The organism is Streptomyces atratus, assembly GCF_014648655.1.
GTDB lineage: Bacteria > Actinomycetota > Actinomycetes > Streptomycetales > Streptomycetaceae > Streptomyces > Streptomyces atratus.
Map to the genome: position 1 here is coordinate 211,904 of NZ_BMRN01000004.1, position 15,854 is coordinate 227,757.

The following is a 15,854-nucleotide window of genomic DNA, read 5'->3' on the forward strand; positions in this document are numbered from 1 at the left end:
GAGGATGCACCGCATGAAGAGCGATCTCTTTTCCAGCGAGAACATGGCGCAGCAGGCAACCGCCCCCGGGATGACCCTGCAGAACGCCAAATCCATCAAGTACGCCGTCAACGGCGAGATGCACGCCCGTCAGGGATCGATGATCGCCTTCCGCGGTGATCTCCAGTTCGAGCGCAAGGGCCAGGGCCTCGGCGGCATGCTCAAGCGCGCCGTCACCGGCGAGGGGCTGCCGCTGATGGCGGTCCGCGGCCAGGGCGAGGCCTGGTTCGCGCACGAGGCCGCCAACTGCTTCATCGTGGACGTGGAGCAGGGCGACGTCCTCACCATCAACGGCCGCAACGTGCTCTGTTTCGACTCCACGCTCTCCTACGAGATCAAGACCGTGAAGGGCGCCGGGATGACCGGTGGCGGCATCTTCAACACCGTTTTCACCGGATATGGCAAGCTCGGCCTCATGTGTGAGGGCCACCCCATCGTGATACCCGTCACGCCCCAGCAGCCGGTCTGCGTCGACACCGACGCGGTGGTCGGCTGGAGCGCCAACCTGACCACATCGCTGCACCGCTCGCAGAGCTTCGGCTCCATGATGCGCGGCGGGTCCGGAGAGGCCGTCCAACTGCGGCTGGACGGGGAAGGATTCGTGATCGTACGACCCAGCGAGCTCAAGCCCGAGAGGGCGTCGGCCAACTGAACCTGCGCGCGGTGGGCCGCCGGTACGGCCTCGGCGGCCCATGGGTGCTGCGCGGGATCGACCTCGACCTGCCCGCGCACACCCTGATCCGGATCGAGGGTGCCAACGGCACCGGCAAGTCGACCCTGTTGAGGCTGCTCGCCGGTATCGACGCCCCGACGGAGGGCCGGATCACCGGCCGCAGGCCCCGTACGGCATACGTGCCCGAGCGCTTCCCGGCCGCGCTGCCGTTCACCGCGGCCGGGTACCTGGTCCACCTCGGCCGGGTCCACGGCCTGCGGACCTGCGAGGCGGCGGACCGGGCGCAGGCGTGGCTCGCCCGTTTCGGGGCCGCCGGCCATGCCCTTACACCTCTTCCGGAACTCTCCAAAGGGACCAGCCAGAAGGTCGCCGTCGCCCAGGCGCTCCTCGCCGAACCGGAGCTGCTGGTCCTGGACGAGGCATGGACCGGCCTGGACGCGGCGGCCCGCGACGAGCTGGACCGGGCCGTGGCCGAACGGGTCGCGGCCGGCTCCACCGTCGTCTTCGTCGACCACGACCCACGCCGGCTCACCGGGGCGGTCGACGCCGCGTTCCGGGTCGAGGGGCACGGGCTCGCCGCCGTACCCGTGGCACGAGCCGCGGGGGCCGGGCCGCAGGTACGCATCGAGGCGGCGGGCCCACCGGGCGCCGCACTCCCCGCCGCGCTGCCGGGTACGCCCGAGCGCACGCCCGCGGCAGACGGGGCGGTACGGCTCACCGTCGCGGCCACGCACTCCGACGCGCTGCTGCGCGCCCTGCTCGCCGCGCGCCCGCCCTGGCACATCCGACACCTCACGACCACCTCCGGCGCCGCTCCGGAGCCGGAGGCCGCTCCGCATACGAAGGCTTCCCCGGCCCCCGGTGCCCGCTCGACCTCCGAGGCACCATGACCGCCCTCCTCCGCTACCAGACCGCCCTGCTGATCCGCTCCCAGCGCTGGCTCGCCCCCGTTCTGCTGTACGCGGCCTTCCTCGGCATCGGCGTGCAGTCGGGGCAGCCCGTCCTCGACTCGCTCGGATACGCCGCCGCCGGGCTCCTGCCCGTCACCGCCTGGCTCGTACAGCTCTGTGTCAACCAGGAGCCGCCCGCCGCCCGGACCGTCACCGCCGCGGTGGCGGGATCGCCGCGGGTCCATCTGGCGTCGCTGCTCGCCGCACTGGGGTGTGCCGGGCTGCTGGGCACGGCCGCCACCTTGATCGTGCTGCTGATCAGCAAGCCGGCCAGCGCCGACAACGCGGTGCGGGTGCCACTGCTGCCCGCCGGGCTCGCCGGGCTGCTCGCCGCCGTCTGCTGCGTGCTGCTGGGGGCGGCCGTCGGCGCGCTGTGCACCCGGCCGCTGCTCCACCGGCGCGGCTGGTCCGTCGCCACCACCGTGCTCGCCGCACTGCTGGCCCTGGTGACCAGCGGCTCGCCCGCGAACCACGCCGTGACGGGCCTGGTCACCGGCTCGCGGACCGGCACGGTGCACGTGCCGCTCCTGCCGCTCGTCGCAGCCGCCGCTCTCGCAGCGGCGGTGGCCGCGCTCGCCTGCAAACTCACTTCGATGCGCGGCTGAGCAGGCTCGTACGCATGGACGAGCGCATCGACGTACGCGTGGACGAGTCGTACTGCGCAACGCCTGCCGCGGGACCTCCGTACGCCGAGTGCGTGCTGTGCCGGAAGCCGACCGAGTACCCGGAGTCGGTCAAGGGCGTCACGCTCTGCCCGGTCTGCGAATGGCAGGAGGCCCAGCGCACGGCGTACTCCGGCCAGGACGGAGAAGGCTTCGCAGGGGCCCGGCCCCGAAGTGTGCAGGGGGCGGGCGACAGGTGCCCGCCCCCTGCACATCAACGCATCAGCGCCACGGCCCCGTCACCGCGAACGTCGTTCCCGGCGTATAGCAGTTGACGAACATCGTCCCGCCGTCCGGAGCGAACGTGACCCCGGCGAACTCGCCCCACGCGGGCTCCTCGGGCGTCCCGATGTTCTGTCGGCCCCGCGCCATCGTGTACACCTCGCCGCCCCGCGTCAGGCCGAACACATGCTGCGCGCCGTCGCCGTCCTCGCACACCATCAGTCCGCCGTCGGACGCCAGGCAGATGTTGTCGGGGGACTCGCCGGGCAGTTGCACGTCCGTACCGGGACCGAAGGCGATCACCAGCGTGAGACGGCGCCGCTTCGGCTCGTACTTCCATACCTGGCCGTAGTGGTCGGCCGCCGAACCCTGCGAGCTGCGCGCGAAACTGGAGACGAAGTAGACCGCGGATCCGCCCCAGTAGCAGCCCTCCAGCTTCTGCGCGTGCGTGATGCCCTTCGGGCCGAAGTCCTGGAACCGGATCGGGGTCCCGGCCGCCTGCGGATCCGGCACGGGAACCCACTCGACGCCCTCGAAACTCGCACCGGTCTCCTGGACCACGGAGAGGTCGGGAACGCCGGGCACCCGCATGGCCTCCAGATGGCCGCCGGCCCGCAGCGAGCCCGTCCCGCCGAGCGGTTTCCTCGGCAGGAAGCGGTAGAAGAGTCCGAACGGCTTGTCGAACGCGTCCTCCGTCTCGTACACGATCCCGCTCTTCGGATCGATCGCGATCGCCTCGTGCTGGAAGCGGCCCATCGCGGTGAGCGGCACGGCCCCGGTGCGGTGCGGATCGGCGCCGTCCACTTCGAAGATGAAGCCGTGGTCCTTGGTATAGCCGTTGGTGCCGGCCTTGTCCTCGGTCTCCTCGCAGGTCAGCCAGGTGTTCCAAGGGGTGCGGCCGCCCGCGCAGTTCACCGCCGTGCCGGCGATGGCGACGCGTTCGCCGAGGACGTTGTTGCGGCCGTCGAGCTCCAGGGCGGTACAGCCGCCCTTGCCCATCGGGTCGTAGGTGAGGCCCTCGACGGTCGGGACCGGGATTCTTCCGGTGGCGCGGTTCTCGTGATTCCGTACGAGACGGACGTGTCCGTGCCGGCCCGTGAAGGCGGCCATGCCGTCGTGGTTGCTGGGGACCTGGCCCTCGCCGGAGCGGAGCGGGTCGCCCTCCCGGGACAGGACCCGGTAGCGGAAGCCCTTCGGGAGGTCGAGCAGACCGTCGGGGTCGGGTACCAGCGGGCCGTACCCGCTGTGTCCCCGGGCGGCCGCGGTACCCGCGAAGAGTTCGAACAACGCCCCGGTGAAGGCGATGGAGGCAACGGCCGCGCCGCTGCCGGCCAGGACCTGGCGACGGGTGGCGGACAGCCGTGACGTTTCTGCGGTCAGTCGTGACGTTTCTGATGACATGGGGCAACTCCCTGCTGGCGGACAGGAGAAGTGACCCGCATGTGTGTACCACGCGTATCGCCGCACGGGAACCATGCGGGTCACTGAGCCCCAGGTGTCTCCCGGGCCGGGAGTGGCCCCTGCGGTCAGGCCAGCGAGGCGGAGAGCGTGATCGTCGTGCCGGTCAGCGCCTGGCTGACCGGGCAGTTCGCCTTGGCGCCCTCGGCGGCCTTGATGAAGTCCGCCTCGTCGATACCGGGCACCACGCCCTGGACGGTGAGGTGGATACCGGTGATGCCGGTGCCGGGCTGGAGGGTGACGTCGGCCGTGGTGGTCAGCTGGGTCGACGGGGTGCCGGCCGCGGCCAGACCGTGGGCCAGCGCCATCGAGAAGCAGCTGGAGTGGGCCGCCGCGATGAGCTCCTCGGGAGAGGTCTTGCCGTTCGCCTTCTCCACGCGGGACGGCCAGGAGACGTCGAACTCGCCGATGCCGGAGGAGTCGAAGGTGACGACCCCCTTGCCCTCGATCAGGTTGCCTTCCCAGACCGTGTGGGCCTGACGCGTGGTAGCCATGCTGGATCCCTTCAAACGGTGTGCGCGGTCGATACGGGAGCCCCGGGGCGCCCGGGGCACCTCGGGTGGTACGTCCCCGAAGGGCGGTACGCCCCCGAAGGGGGTACGCCCCGCGAAAGGCGGTACGTCCCGAACCTACTGCGCCACCAGCCCCTTTGCGTCGCGCGCCAGCGCCGTCAGCCGGGAGATCGCCCGGAAGTACTTCTTCCGGTACCCGCCGTTCAGCATCTCCTCACTGAACAGCTTGTCGAACGGCACCCCGGAGGCGAGCACGGGAACCTCCCGGTCGTACAGCCGGTCGGCGAGGACGACGAGCCGCAGCGCGGTCGACTGGTCCGGCACCGGCTGCACCTCCGTGAGGCAGACCGCCCGCAGTCCGTCCGTCAGTGCGCCGTAGCGGCTCGGATGGACCCGGGCGAGGTGGTCGAGGAGCGAGGGGAAGTCGTCCAGGCTGGCGCCCTCGGTGGCGTACGCGGCCTCGGTGACCTGCTCGTCGGAGTACGGCGCGGGAGCCTCGGGCAGCCCTCGGTGTCGGTAGTCCTCGCCGTCGATCCGCAGCGGACGGAAGTGCGAGGACAGCCCCTGGATCTCCCGCAGGAAGTCGGCGGCGGCGAACCGGCCCTCACCGAGCTTGCCGGGCAGCGTGTTGGAGGTGGCGGCGAGCGCGACCCCCGCCTCGACCAGCCTGCTGAGCAGCGAGGACACCAGTACCGTGTCACCCGGGTCGTCCAGCTCGAACTCGTCGATGCACAGGAGCCGGTGCCCGCTCAGCGTCTGCACGGTCTGCTGGAAGCCCAGCGCACCGACCAGGTTCGTCAGCTCCACGAAGGTGCCGAACGCCTTCAGCGACGGCGCGGCGGGCGTGGCGTGCCAGAGGGAGGCCAGCAGGTGCGTCTTGCCGACGCCGTAGCCGCCGTCGAGGTAGACCCCGAGAGGTGCCGCGGGCGCCGCCGGCTTCTTGCTGAACCACTTGCGCTTGCCGGAGCCGGTGGCGTGCGCCCCGCCGAGCCCGGTCGCGAAGCCGCTCAGGACCTCGACCGCCTCGACCTGGCTCGGCTGGTTGGGGTCCGGGACATACGTATCGAAGCGTACGGAGTCGAAGCGCGGCGGCGGCACCATCTCGGCGACCAGTCGGTCGGCGGGGACGTGCGGCTCAAGGGCACACAGGGACAGCGGGGCCGTTTCGGCTATGGGGCTCTGCCCCGGCACGGCGGTGGAGGACGACACAACTCTCAACCTTAAGCGCCGTGCCAGACTGCAGGACATGCGACGCCTCTTCCCTGTGACCGACCTGACACCGGCTGACGACGAGGGGGAGTGGAGTCTGGACCATCTGGCCGACGCCTACGCGTACCCCGAGCAGGACGGCCCCTGGCTGCGCGCCAACATGGTTTCGACGCTCGACGGCGCCGCTCAGCACGAAGGGCGCTCGCAGCCGATCTCCTGCGAGAGCGACATGCGGATCTTCGGCACCCTGCGCGGTCTGGCCGATGTGGTCGTGGCGGGGGCGGAGACCGTACGGCTGGAGGGCTACCGGCCCGCCAGGGCCCGCGAGGCCTTCGCCGCCCGCCGGGCAGCGGCCGGACAGGGGCCCGCACCGGCGATCGCCGTGGTGAGCGGCAGCCTGGACCTGGACTTCTCGTTGCCGCTCTTCGTCTCGCCGCTCGTCCCGACTCTCGTGCTGACCGGCAACGGAGCCCCTGCGGACCGGATCGAGGCGGCCCGGGAGGCGGGCGCCGACGTGGTGATCGCGGGGGAGGGGTCCCGGGTGGACCCCGCCAGGGCCGTACGGGAGCTGGCGGACCGCGGACTCAAGCGGCTGCTGACCGAGGGCGGACCCAGGATGCTGGGCCAGTTCGTGGCGGCCGGGGTGCTGGACGAGCTCTGTCTGACCCTCTCGCCGATGCTGACCGCCGGAGACGCGCAGCGGATCGCCGGCGGCCCCTCGGTGGCCGTGCCGGAACGATTCGCCCTGACATCGATGCTGGAAGAGGCCGGGTTCCTCTTCACCCGATACCGTCGGATCTGACAATCGGCGGAATTTATCGCTCCGGTTAGCCCCCGGTGGGCACAATTACTCGCAGTCCCCGTGCGAGCACGGGGAAGGATGGTTTCAGCAGAGACTGGCGACGGTTACTGAAGCAGAAGGGCGCCCGTGGTGTTCACCAGCGTTTTGATGATCGAGAAGCCCCTCACTTCCGAGGACGTCGAGTTCGTCACCACCCTGCACGGGGAGGAGCAGGCCTCCTTCGTCGTGCTCATGCAGCCGCGCGGTGACCAGGCAGATGTGCTGTTGCGGGCCATCGACGACCTGGCGATGGGCGAACTGAAGGAAGCCGCCCGGGAGGGTGCGGAGCCGGAGGGCAAGAATGCCAGGGAGTCCGCCGAACTGGCGCTCGAAGTGTCGCTCGAGGCCCTGCGGCAGGCGGGCTCCGAAGCGGTCGGGCAGGTGGTCGAGGAGCACCCGCTGGACAAGCTGAAGTCCGTGGTCGACGACGCGGAGGCCGATGAAGTCATCGTGCTGACCGCGCCGCACTACGTGGAAGAGTTCTTCCACAGGGACTGGGCGTCCAGGGCCCGGCACAAGGTCGGCGTACCGGTGCTCAAGCTCTTCGCGCACAGCGAATAGGCTGGGCGGGTACTCGTTTCGACTTCTGGGGAGACACACGCATGGCACCCGGTATTCCTGCCGCCATGGAACGACCGCACTTCATCGGCATCGGCGGCGCCGGAATGTCGGGCATTGCGAAGATCCTCACCCAGCGCGGCGCGAAGGTCGCGGGCAGTGACGCCAAGGAGTCGGGTACGGCCGAGGCGCTGCGTGCGCTGGGGGCGACCGTGCACATCGGGCACGCCGCCGGACATCTGGCGGACGACGCCTCGTGCGTGGTCGTCTCCAGCGCCATCCGCGCCGACAATCCGGAGCTGGTGCGCGCCGCCGAGCTGTCGATCCCCGTCGTGCACCGCTCCGACGCGCTGGCCTCCCTGATGGGGGGCCTGCGCGCGATCGCGGTGGCCGGTACGCACGGCAAGACGACCACCACATCGATGCTGGCCGTCGCCCTGTCCGAGCTGAACCTCGACCCCTCGTACGCCATCGGCGGCGACCTCGCGGGCCCCGGCACCAACGCCGCGCACGGCGAGGGCCAGATCTTCGTCGCCGAGGCGGACGAGAGCGACCGCAGCTTCCAGAAGTACGACCCCGAGGTCGCGATCGTCCTCAACGTCGAGCTGGACCACCACGCGAACTACGCCTCGATGGACGAGATCTACGAATCCTTCGAGACGTTCGCAGGCAAGATCGTCCCCGACGGCACCCTGGTGATCGCCGCCGACCAGCCCGGCGCCGTCGAGCTGACCGAGCGGGTGCGCGCCCTGTCCTCGGTGAAGGTCGTCACCTACGGCGAGTCCGAGACCGCCGACGTACGCGTCCACAAGGTCACCCCGCGCGGTCTGACCAGCGAGGTCACGGTCATCCTGAACGGGAAGTACCTCACGTTCACGGTCTCCGTGCCCGGCCGCCACTACGCCCACAACGCGGTCGCGGCCCTCGCCGCCGGTGTCGCCCTCGGCATCCCGGCCCACAACCTGGCCTCGGCCCTCGGCAAGTACACCGGGGTCAAGCGCCGCCTCCAGCTCAAGGGCGAGGCCGCGGGCGTGCAGGTCATCGACTCGTACGCACACCATCCCACCGAGATGACCGCGGACCTCGAAGCGATGCGCGGCGCCGCATCCGACGCCCGCCTCCTGGTCGTCTTCCAGCCCCACCTCTTCTCCCGCACCCAGGAGCTCGGCGCCGAGATGGGCCAAGCCCTCGCACTGGCCGACGCCTCCGTGGTCCTGGACATCTATCCGGCCCGCGAGGACCCGATCCCCGGCATCACCAGCGACCTGATCATCGACGCCGCGAGGTCCGCGGGCGCCGATGTCACCGCCGTCCACGACAAGGCGGCGGTCCCCGAGGCCATCGCGGGAATGGCGAAGCCCGGCGACCTCGTTCTCACCATGGGGGCGGGCGACGTCACGGACCTCGGCCCGCAGATCCTGGACCACCTGTCGAGCTGAGGGAGCGACGTGTCGTACGACATCGAGAAGCCGGACGAGCAGTGGCGGGCGGAGCTGACGCCCGCCGAGTACGCGGTCCTGCGCCAGGCCGGCACCGAACCCGCCTTCGTCGGCGAGTACACCGACACCAAGACCACGGGCGTCTACTCCTGCCGCGCCTGTGACGCGGAGCTGTTCCGCTCCGACACCAAATTCGAGTCGCACTGCGGCTGGCCGTCCTTCTACGACCCGAAGGACACGGACGCGGTCGAACTGATCCAGGACCGCAGCCACGGCATGGTCCGTACCGAGGTCCGCTGTGCCCGCTGCGGATCGCACCTCGGCCATGTCTTCGAGGGTGAGGGCTACCCGACCCCGACGGACCAGCGGTACTGCATCAACTCGATCTCACTGCGCCTGACGCCCGACGAGGGCTGACGGCCACGCGACCTGAGCGAGGGCTGACGCCGGGCGTCAGCCCTCGTCCTCGCTCTCGGGGTTCTCCGGCCGCAGCAGCGGGTGGGCGATCCCCGGGAAGACCCTGGCCCGCACGACCGGCTCCGCGGACCCGCCCTGGACGACCGTCTCGGCGACACCCCATGGCCGGCCGGGCAGCACGACCGTCAGGATGTACGAGGACGCGCAGCCCGTGCAGTCGTAACGGTCCGCCCAGGTCTCCACGTCCGTGACACTACCGGGGTAGCGCGCCACATGCCGGTGCAGCGCGTGGCAGCGCTCGCACCGCTCGCCAGGCTCGCACGTACCACCGCAGGGGCACGGAACGTCGAACGAGTCGGCGGGACGCCAGCGCTGGGTGAGGACGGCCTCACGCGTGGCGCCCATGTCCTTCATCGCCTTCAGGTTGCGGGCGGCGACGTTGTACGACTCGCCGGTCGCGGCCATCCGGTCCCGGATGACGTCCTTGCGTCCACGGTTCGTCGTCATGGCTTCCTCATCTGTTCCTCTGGCGGTTCACGCAGTCCGTCAGGAGGCCCACGAGATCGTGCCTTCTACGGTACCGGTCGCTCCGAGGGAGCCGTGACGTATGTCCGGCCGGGTCCGGAAGCTCAGGGCGGGGACGGTTCGGGAGCGGGCGTCTGCGGGCCGATCCACGAGATCCGCACCGTCCCCGGAGGCAATGGCCTCGGCGATCCGCGCAGCGGTGCCGGCTGCCGCAGGCTTGCTGGAACGGCATGCTGTCCGGGAACGCCCACTCACCGCCCTGCTACGCACGAGCGATTGGAATTCTTTCCGGTCACGCCACTATGAACCTATGCGCCCTCTCGCTACCCTCCGCGCATGATTTCCACGGTTGTCTGGGGTACCGGCAACGTCGGCCGCGCGGCGATCCGTGCCGTCGACGCCCATCCGGCGCTGACGCTCACTGCCGTGCTCGTCCACAACCCCGACAAGGTCGGCCGCGACGCGGGCGACCTCGGAGGGCTCGACCGCGGTCTGGGGGTTGCCGCGACCGACGACATCGACAGTGTGCTGGCCGCCGGTCCCCGAGCGGTGGTGTACGCGGCGTCCGGCGACATTCGCCCCGACGAGGCCCTCACCGACATCATCAGGGCGATCCGGGGCGGAGCCGTAGTCGTCACCCCTGCGGTGTACGCGCTCTACGACCAGCTGGGCGCCCCGCCGGAGTTGCGGGATCCGGTGCTGGCCGCCATCGCTGAGGGCGGCGGCTCGCTGTTCGTCTCCGGTGTCGACCCCGGCTGGGGCAACGACGTGCTGCCGCTGCTGATCAGCGGACTCGGCACCACCGTGGACGTGATCCGCTGTCAGGAGATCTTCGACTACTCCACCTACGACCAGGAGGACTCCGTCCGGTACTTGGTCGGCATGGGACAGCCGATGGACTATGAGCCGCTGATGCTTGCGCCGACGGTCCCCACGATGGTCTGGGGCGGCCAGGTGCGGCTGATGGCCAGGGCCCTGGGCGTCGAACTCGACGACATCCGCGAGACGTTGGACCGGCGCCCTCTTGAGACCACGGTGAGTACCAGGACGATGGGCGAGTTCGAGGCGGGCACCCAGGGCGCTGTCCGGTTCGAGGTGCAAGGCATCGTCGAGGGCGAACCCCGCATCGTCATCGAGCACATCACGCGCATCCATCGGTCCTGCGCACCGGACTGGCCGACGCCGCCCGACGGCGACGGCGCACACCGGGTGGTCATCGAGGGTCGCCCGCGCATCGAGGTCACGGTCGAGGCCACCGACGAGGGCGAGAACCGGTCCGCGGGCGGGAACGCCACCGCAGTCGGCAGGCTCGTGAGCGCCATCGACTGGCTTGTGGGCGCGGAACCCGGACTTTACGACGCGCTCGACGTCCCACTGCGCCCCGCGGTCGGCAGGCTCGGAAGGAGACAACGATGAACATCGATATCCCCGAAGGCAAGGATGCGATCGAGTACGTGTGGGGGGAGATGATCCCCGGGATCGGGATCGCCGCCGCGAATTTCTCGATGTCGGTGTATGCCCACACGACCCTCGGACTACGCGAGTTCGAGGCCGCGCGGTTGCGGATTGCACAGATCAACGGGTGCATGTTCTGCCTCGATTGGCGGACCGAGCGGGACGGAGCGAAGGTCGAGGAGGAGTTCGCCGACGCGGTGGCCCACTGGCGCACCACCGACGCCTTCGACGACCGGACCCGGTTGGCCGCCGAGTACGCCGAGCGGTACGCCCTGGATCACCACGGCCTCGACGACGAGTTCTGGACCCGGATGACCGCGCACTACAGTCAGCCCGAGATCGTGGAGCTGAGCATGAGCATCGGCTCGTGGCTGGCGTTCGGCCGGCTCAACCATGTGCTGGGCCTCGACACCGTGTGCGCGCTGCCCGGGCGCTGAAGGGTCCGGGGCCGGTCGGTGAGCCCGCCCGGCCCCGGGCTTCGATCTCACCGTTACAGGTCGGCGGCGATGATCTCTTCGATGTTCCGTTCGGCGAGCGCGGTGATGGTGACGAACGGGTTGACACTGGTGTTGCCGGGGATCAGCGAGCCGTCGATGACGTACAGGCCGGAGTAGCCGTGGAGGCGGCCGTAGTTGTCGGTGGCCTTGTTCAGCACCGCGCCTCCGAGCGGGTGGTACGTGAGGTGATCGCCCCAGATCTTGTAGGTGCCGAAGAGGTCGGTGCGGTAGATCGTCCCCTCGGCCTTGTTGATCTTGTCGAAGATCGTCTTGGCCGCGTCGATGGACGGCTGCTTCCAGGAGGTCTGCCAGCTCAGATCGACCTTGCTCGTCGCGGCGTTCCAGGAGAACTCGGCTCGGTTCGGGTTCTTGGTGATCGTCAGATAGAACGAGGCGTACGTCTCGATCCCGGTGGGCAGCGGCGCGACCTCGGCGAACGCACCACCATTGGCCCAGTTGTCGATGCCGCCCGTGGGTATGGACGCCTGGACCCTGCCGGTCGGGTCCCACAGGTGGTTGGCGCGCCCGCACATGACGTTGCCGTTGTCGCCCCAGCCCTTGCCGATCTCGTCGTTCAGGCGGGGCAGTGCTCCGGTGGCCTTCAGCGTGACCAGCAGCTTGCTGGTGCCGACGCTGCCTGCCGCGAAGAACACCTTGTCCGCGGTCACGGACTTGGTGGCCGTGGTGTCCCCGTTGGTGTCGATCTGGTCGATGACGACGGTGTAGCCGCCACCGGCCGCCGGGGCGACCGAGGTGACTTTGTGCAGCGGAGAGATGGTGACCTTGCCGGTGGCCTTGATCTGGGCGATGTAGGTCTTCGCCAGCGACTTCTTGCCGTAGTTGTTGCCGTAGAGGATCTCGCCGTCCAGCGCCGATCTGGGGACGGTACCGGCCGCCTCCTGCTTCATGTAGTCCCAGTCGTACACGGTGGGAACGAAGACGAACGGGAAGCCGGAACGCTGGGCTTGCTTACGGCCGACCCGGGCGTACTGGTAGCACTCGGCGGTCTCGAACCAGGCCGGGTCGATGGTGTTGACCCCGAGCCCGGCGTTGGCACGCGGGTAGTAGATGTTGTACATCTCGTCGGCGTTCACCGACGGGAGGATGGCGCCGAAGTTCTCGCGCTTGGGGGTCACCGCCATGCCGCCGTTGACCAACGAACCGCCTCCGACACCGCGCCCCTGATAGACCGTGATGCCGCCGAATTCCTCGGCGTCCAGGATCCCGGTGTAGCGGGAGACGGCCTTGTCGATGGGGAAGCCGAGGAAGTTGCTGAGGGGCTGTTTGGTTTTGGTACGGAGCCAGTAGGACCGGTTGTCCGGCTGGGTCGTGTTGGCGAAGATCTTGCCGTCCGGGCCGGGCGTGTCCCAGGCCATGCCCATCTCGATCATGTGTACGTCGACGCCGGCCTGGGCGAGACGCAGGGCGGCGACGGAGCCCCCGTATCCGGTGCCGATCACCAGGACCGGGACATGGGTCCCGGAGCTGACCGGAGCCGCAGTGGAGACGGCTTTCGCCTGAGCCGAGGTGGCGTGGCCGAAGAGAGCCATGGCTCCCAGAACAGAACTGGTTCCTGCGATGAACCTTCGACGCGAGACACTCTTGGATCCAGCATCATGCATGGTGGTGTCACTCATGTGGCGTCCTTCACTCTCGACAGAGAGAAACAGGTTCTACTGTCGATTGCGTGCAAAGTCACGACATACTTATGGGTAACTTCTGCCTGATCACGGACTCAGGGAAGCGCGGTCCGGCACAACTGACGCCCGCGGGTTGCCCGAGGAATCGCGACCTCTTGCTGCCCTGGGCTTGGCTACGACCGCCGCACCCGTGCCGTCAGCCTGCTGCCGAGCCGTCTGCCGAAGCCGCCCGGCCGGTTCCATGCCCGGAACGCCTCCGCCGTGCGGCTGCTGCCCGTGCGCTCGGCGGCCTCCTCCACGGCAGCCACCTCACCGGCGGACAGTCCGCGCGCCACAGGCCGCAGCACCTCCTCCAGCAACGCCGCCCGGGTCTCGTTCCAGGCGCGGCCCGCATGCGGGTGGGAGCTCCAGACGGTGAAGCAGTCGGCCACATAGGCAGGTTCGGAACGCAGCCGGCCGAGGACCGTGTCCTGGCGGGCGGCCCTGCCGTAGGCCGCGATGAGGTCCGCGTCGTCGCTGTGGACGAACGCGTACAGTTCGGCCTCGGGCCGGTCCGGAGCGAGCAGCCTCCCGGCCAGGGCGCCGAACGCCTGGTCGCGCACGCCCGGCTCCACCGGGTCGGCCCCGGCGCACAGCTTCCGGGCCCGTTCCGCCCAGCCGGGCTCCGCCGCCCCCGACCGCACGTCCCGCGCGAACTCCAGGAGCAGCAGGGCGCCGCGCACCCGCGCGTCGATCTCCTGCGGGAAGCCGCGCAGCAGGTCATGGGCGAGTTCGGGGGCCTCCTCGTCGTCGGCGGGGGCGCCGAGCGCCGCCGCGACGAGAACGGACCACGTACCGGCCGTACGGTGCGCGTCGGAGGTGGTCCCGCCGAGCAGCAGCCGCGCCTCGCCCGCTGTGGGCGTGTCCTCGCCCCAGACCAGCCCCACTGCCGTGCGCAGCACCAGTGGTTCGGTGAAGGGTGACATTCCACCGGCGCGGAGCACCGTGTGCAGCACCTTCACCCGGTCGCCGTCGCCCGCCCTGACGTCCGGTGCCGCCGCGCACATCCGCAAATGCGGCAGCGCCTGTGTCCCGGTGAACGGCAGGGCGACACCGGTCAGCAGCCGCTCCGTTCCCGCCGGATCGTGAGGGGCGATCCGGTCCAGCTCGCCCAGCAGCGCGGTACGGACATCGAACTGTTCGTCCAGGAGGTCGAGCAGCACCGGCCCGCAGCCGGCCACCCCTTCGCCCAGCAGGCACCGGGCCATCCGGTGTACGACATCGGGGAGCAGATCCGCGCAGTCCACGTCGAGCAGCCGCGCGATCCGCAGCAGTTGCACGGTGCGCGCCACGCTGCGGCCGGGCACGGTGGGCGCACCGGTGGCGAGTTCGGTACGGAGGTCGTCGCCCAGGGCCGTGACGAGTGCGGCGGAGGCACGCTCCCCGGCCGGTTCGGCGAAGGCCGAGCGCGCGGGGGGTTCGAGTGTGACATCGCCTCCGTGTACCGCCTCCGTCACCAGCAGAGCGGCGAGCGATGCGGCCGTGGCGGCGGGCGACCGCCCATCGAGTGCGGTCAACAGCCGTGCAACGGAGGCGAGTTCGGTGCTCGTGCGGTCGATGCCTGGGGCGGTCAGCGCGTCGGTCAGCAGCCATGTCCGCTCCTCGTCCAGCGCGTACGGCCGCTCGGCGGCCCAGTCGGCGGCCGCGGCGCGTTCGACGGGGCCGAGCGCGACGCCCGCGCAGAGTGCCGTGACGGCGAGCGGTCCGGCGGCGAAGGGCTCTCCGGGCAGCTCCGCCGCCGCCCGGAACAGCTCCGGGGACCGACTCCGCCAGATCCGGGCGCAGGTCTCGGCCCAGGCGTCGTCCGCCGGCCCCGCTGGGCGTGGCCCGGTGCTGTTGTGCACCCGGAGCCCGTGCCCGTCGTCGGAGTGGTTCGGTTCCGGTGCGTCCTGCGGCAGCACTCCGACAACCCGGTGCGGAGACTGCGCCGGGCGGCGCGTGTAGGTCGTGAAGGTCAGCCGCCGGGCGTTCTCCGGCGGGAGGACGGCCCCGGCCAGGGCGATCCACCGGGCCACATCGGCGCTCTGCCGCTCCACGAGAACCACGCGCGTCGACGACGATTCCTCGCTCGCCCGGCGCAGGTCGGCGAAGACTGCCGCCAGCCAGGGGCTCCGGGAGACCGCGAAGTCGTTCAGCGCCTCCGGCCCGAAGGCGGCGGAGGCGGGCAGGGAAGCCATTCGGCCGGGCGTGCCGCCGTCCGGTGTGGTGGAGGCCCAGTTCGGTGACCGCCAGGCCGTGATCGCCGGCACATCGCCCGGCAGCCCGGTACCGGCCGGGAGATGTACCGCGTGCGCGTGGAAACGGCCGGCGCCGGGGCCGCCGAGCGCCACCGTACGGCTCAGCAGATGGCTGCCGTCGGACAGCGCGCTGAAGCTGAATGCCTCGGGGAACGACCGGAGTTCATCAGTCGTGGGATGGTACGGGGCCCCGGCCGGCGGCTCGTAGCCGAGGAGTTGCTCGGCCTCGGACAGTACCGGCGTGGGTATACCGGCGCTGACCGCCGTGAACCGTGCGCCGCCCCCGTCGTCCTCCGCAGAGGCAGAGGTGTAGTGCAACTGCGCGAGGCTCATGCGTCGGCCCTCTTCGTCCTTGCCGCGAACGTCCCCGTACCGTCAGCACGCCCGCTCCGTCGGCCGTCGAGGGCAGGCCGTCCGGGCGCAGCGACGACCCCGGCGGGGAGCGGTCCGCAATCGCGGGAGCGACGCTATCAAGGCGCAC

At 70.4% G+C, this 15,854-nt stretch carries 15 protein-coding genes and 1 pseudogene; 10 read left to right on the forward strand and 6 right to left on the reverse strand.

Annotated elements, in window-relative coordinates:
• Positions 1–13: 13 nt before the first annotated feature.
• From IEZ15_RS08945 to IEZ15_RS44545, 4 genes and pseudogenes are all read left to right on the forward strand, one after another.
• On the forward strand, positions 14–691 hold the full coding sequence (locus tag IEZ15_RS08945; protein WP_189275606.1) for an AIM24 family protein: 678 nt from the start codon (positions 14–16) through the stop codon (positions 689–691).
• Positions 692–735: 44 nt separating this feature from the next.
• Positions 736–1,602, forward strand: coding sequence for an ATP-binding cassette domain-containing protein (locus IEZ15_RS08950; protein ID WP_189275957.1), 867 nt, complete (start codon positions 736–738; stop codon positions 1,600–1,602).
• Positions 1,599–2,267, forward strand: a complete 669-nt coding sequence (locus IEZ15_RS08955; RefSeq protein ID WP_189275608.1) for an ABC transporter — start codon at positions 1,599–1,601, stop codon at positions 2,265–2,267. The genes IEZ15_RS08950 and IEZ15_RS08955 overlap by 4 nt, the downstream gene beginning before the upstream one ends.
• Positions 2,268–2,281: 14 nt before the next feature.
• Positions 2,282–2,461, forward strand: a pseudogene (locus tag IEZ15_RS44545) (hypothetical protein); the annotation flags it as partial.
• An 85-nt stretch (positions 2,462–2,546) separates the two neighbouring features.
• Here IEZ15_RS44545 and IEZ15_RS08960 read toward each other — a convergent pair.
• The 3 genes from IEZ15_RS08960 to zapE all read right to left on the reverse strand — a co-directional run bounded on the left by IEZ15_RS08960 (position 2,547) and on the right by zapE (position 5,725).
• Positions 2,547–3,947: an alkaline phosphatase PhoX gene (locus IEZ15_RS08960; protein ID WP_114247294.1), complete on the reverse strand. Its 1,401-nt coding sequence runs from the start codon at positions 3,945–3,947 to the stop codon at positions 2,547–2,549.
• A gap of 125 nt (positions 3,948–4,072) precedes the next feature.
• Positions 4,073–4,498, reverse strand: a complete 426-nt coding sequence (locus IEZ15_RS08965; RefSeq protein ID WP_114247295.1) for an OsmC family peroxiredoxin — start codon at positions 4,496–4,498, stop codon at positions 4,073–4,075.
• 135 nt (positions 4,499–4,633) lie between these two features.
• A complete protein-coding gene (zapE, locus tag IEZ15_RS08970) occupies positions 4,634–5,725 on the reverse strand; it encodes a cell division protein ZapE (RefSeq protein ID WP_189275610.1) in 1,092 nt (363 codons plus the stop codon).
• Between the two features lie 37 nt (positions 5,726–5,762).
• On the opposite strand from zapE, the gene IEZ15_RS08975 reads away from it, so the two are divergent.
• The 4 genes from IEZ15_RS08975 (at position 5,763) to msrB (ending at position 8,980) form a co-directional block, all read left to right on the forward strand.
• Positions 5,763–6,527 carry a pyrimidine reductase family protein gene (locus tag IEZ15_RS08975; RefSeq protein WP_229845805.1) on the forward strand — a complete coding sequence of 255 codons (765 nt, stop codon included), beginning with the start codon at positions 5,763–5,765 and terminating at the stop codon, positions 6,525–6,527.
• Between the two features lie 147 nt (positions 6,528–6,674).
• Entirely contained in the window at positions 6,675–7,127 is a 453-nt protein-coding gene (locus IEZ15_RS08980; RefSeq protein WP_114249369.1) for an indole-3-glycerol phosphate synthase, read from the forward strand.
• 41 nt (positions 7,128–7,168) lie between these two features.
• On the forward strand, positions 7,169–8,563 hold the full coding sequence (murC, locus tag IEZ15_RS08985) for a UDP-N-acetylmuramate--L-alanine ligase (protein WP_114247298.1): 1,395 nt from the start codon (positions 7,169–7,171) through the stop codon (positions 8,561–8,563).
• Between the two features lie 9 nt (positions 8,564–8,572).
• A complete protein-coding gene (msrB, locus tag IEZ15_RS08990; protein ID WP_114247299.1) occupies positions 8,573–8,980 on the forward strand; it encodes a peptide-methionine (R)-S-oxide reductase MsrB in 408 nt (135 codons plus the stop codon).
• Positions 8,981–9,016: 36 nt separating this feature from the next.
• Here msrB and IEZ15_RS08995 read toward each other — a convergent pair whose 3' ends face one another.
• On the reverse strand, positions 9,017–9,487 hold the full coding sequence (locus IEZ15_RS08995) for a hypothetical protein (RefSeq protein ID WP_189275615.1): 471 nt from the start codon (positions 9,485–9,487) through the stop codon (positions 9,017–9,019).
• 354 nt (positions 9,488–9,841) lie between these two features.
• Here IEZ15_RS08995 and IEZ15_RS09000 point away from each other — a divergent pair, with 354 nt between their 5' ends.
• Complete coding sequence (locus IEZ15_RS09000) at positions 9,842–10,921, forward strand: NAD(P)H-dependent amine dehydrogenase family protein (RefSeq protein WP_189275617.1); 1,080 nt, start codon at positions 9,842–9,844, stop codon at positions 10,919–10,921.
• Positions 10,918–11,397 carry a carboxymuconolactone decarboxylase family protein gene (locus IEZ15_RS09005; protein WP_114247302.1) on the forward strand — a complete coding sequence of 160 codons (480 nt, stop codon included), beginning with the start codon at positions 10,918–10,920 and terminating at the stop codon, positions 11,395–11,397. The genes IEZ15_RS09000 and IEZ15_RS09005 overlap by 4 nt, the downstream gene beginning before the upstream one ends.
• 53 nt (positions 11,398–11,450) lie before the next feature.
• Here IEZ15_RS09005 and IEZ15_RS09010 read toward each other — a convergent pair whose 3' ends face one another.
• Together IEZ15_RS09010 and IEZ15_RS09015 are read right to left on the reverse strand one after the other, a co-directional pair.
• Entirely contained in the window at positions 11,451–13,094 is a 1,644-nt protein-coding gene (locus IEZ15_RS09010; RefSeq protein WP_114247303.1) for a GMC oxidoreductase, read from the reverse strand.
• Positions 13,095–13,270: 176 nt separating this feature from the next.
• Complete coding sequence (locus tag IEZ15_RS09015) at positions 13,271–15,706, reverse strand: GTPase-associated protein 1-related protein (RefSeq protein ID WP_189275620.1); 2,436 nt, start codon at positions 15,704–15,706, stop codon at positions 13,271–13,273.
• Positions 15,707–15,854 lie beyond the last annotated feature (148 nt).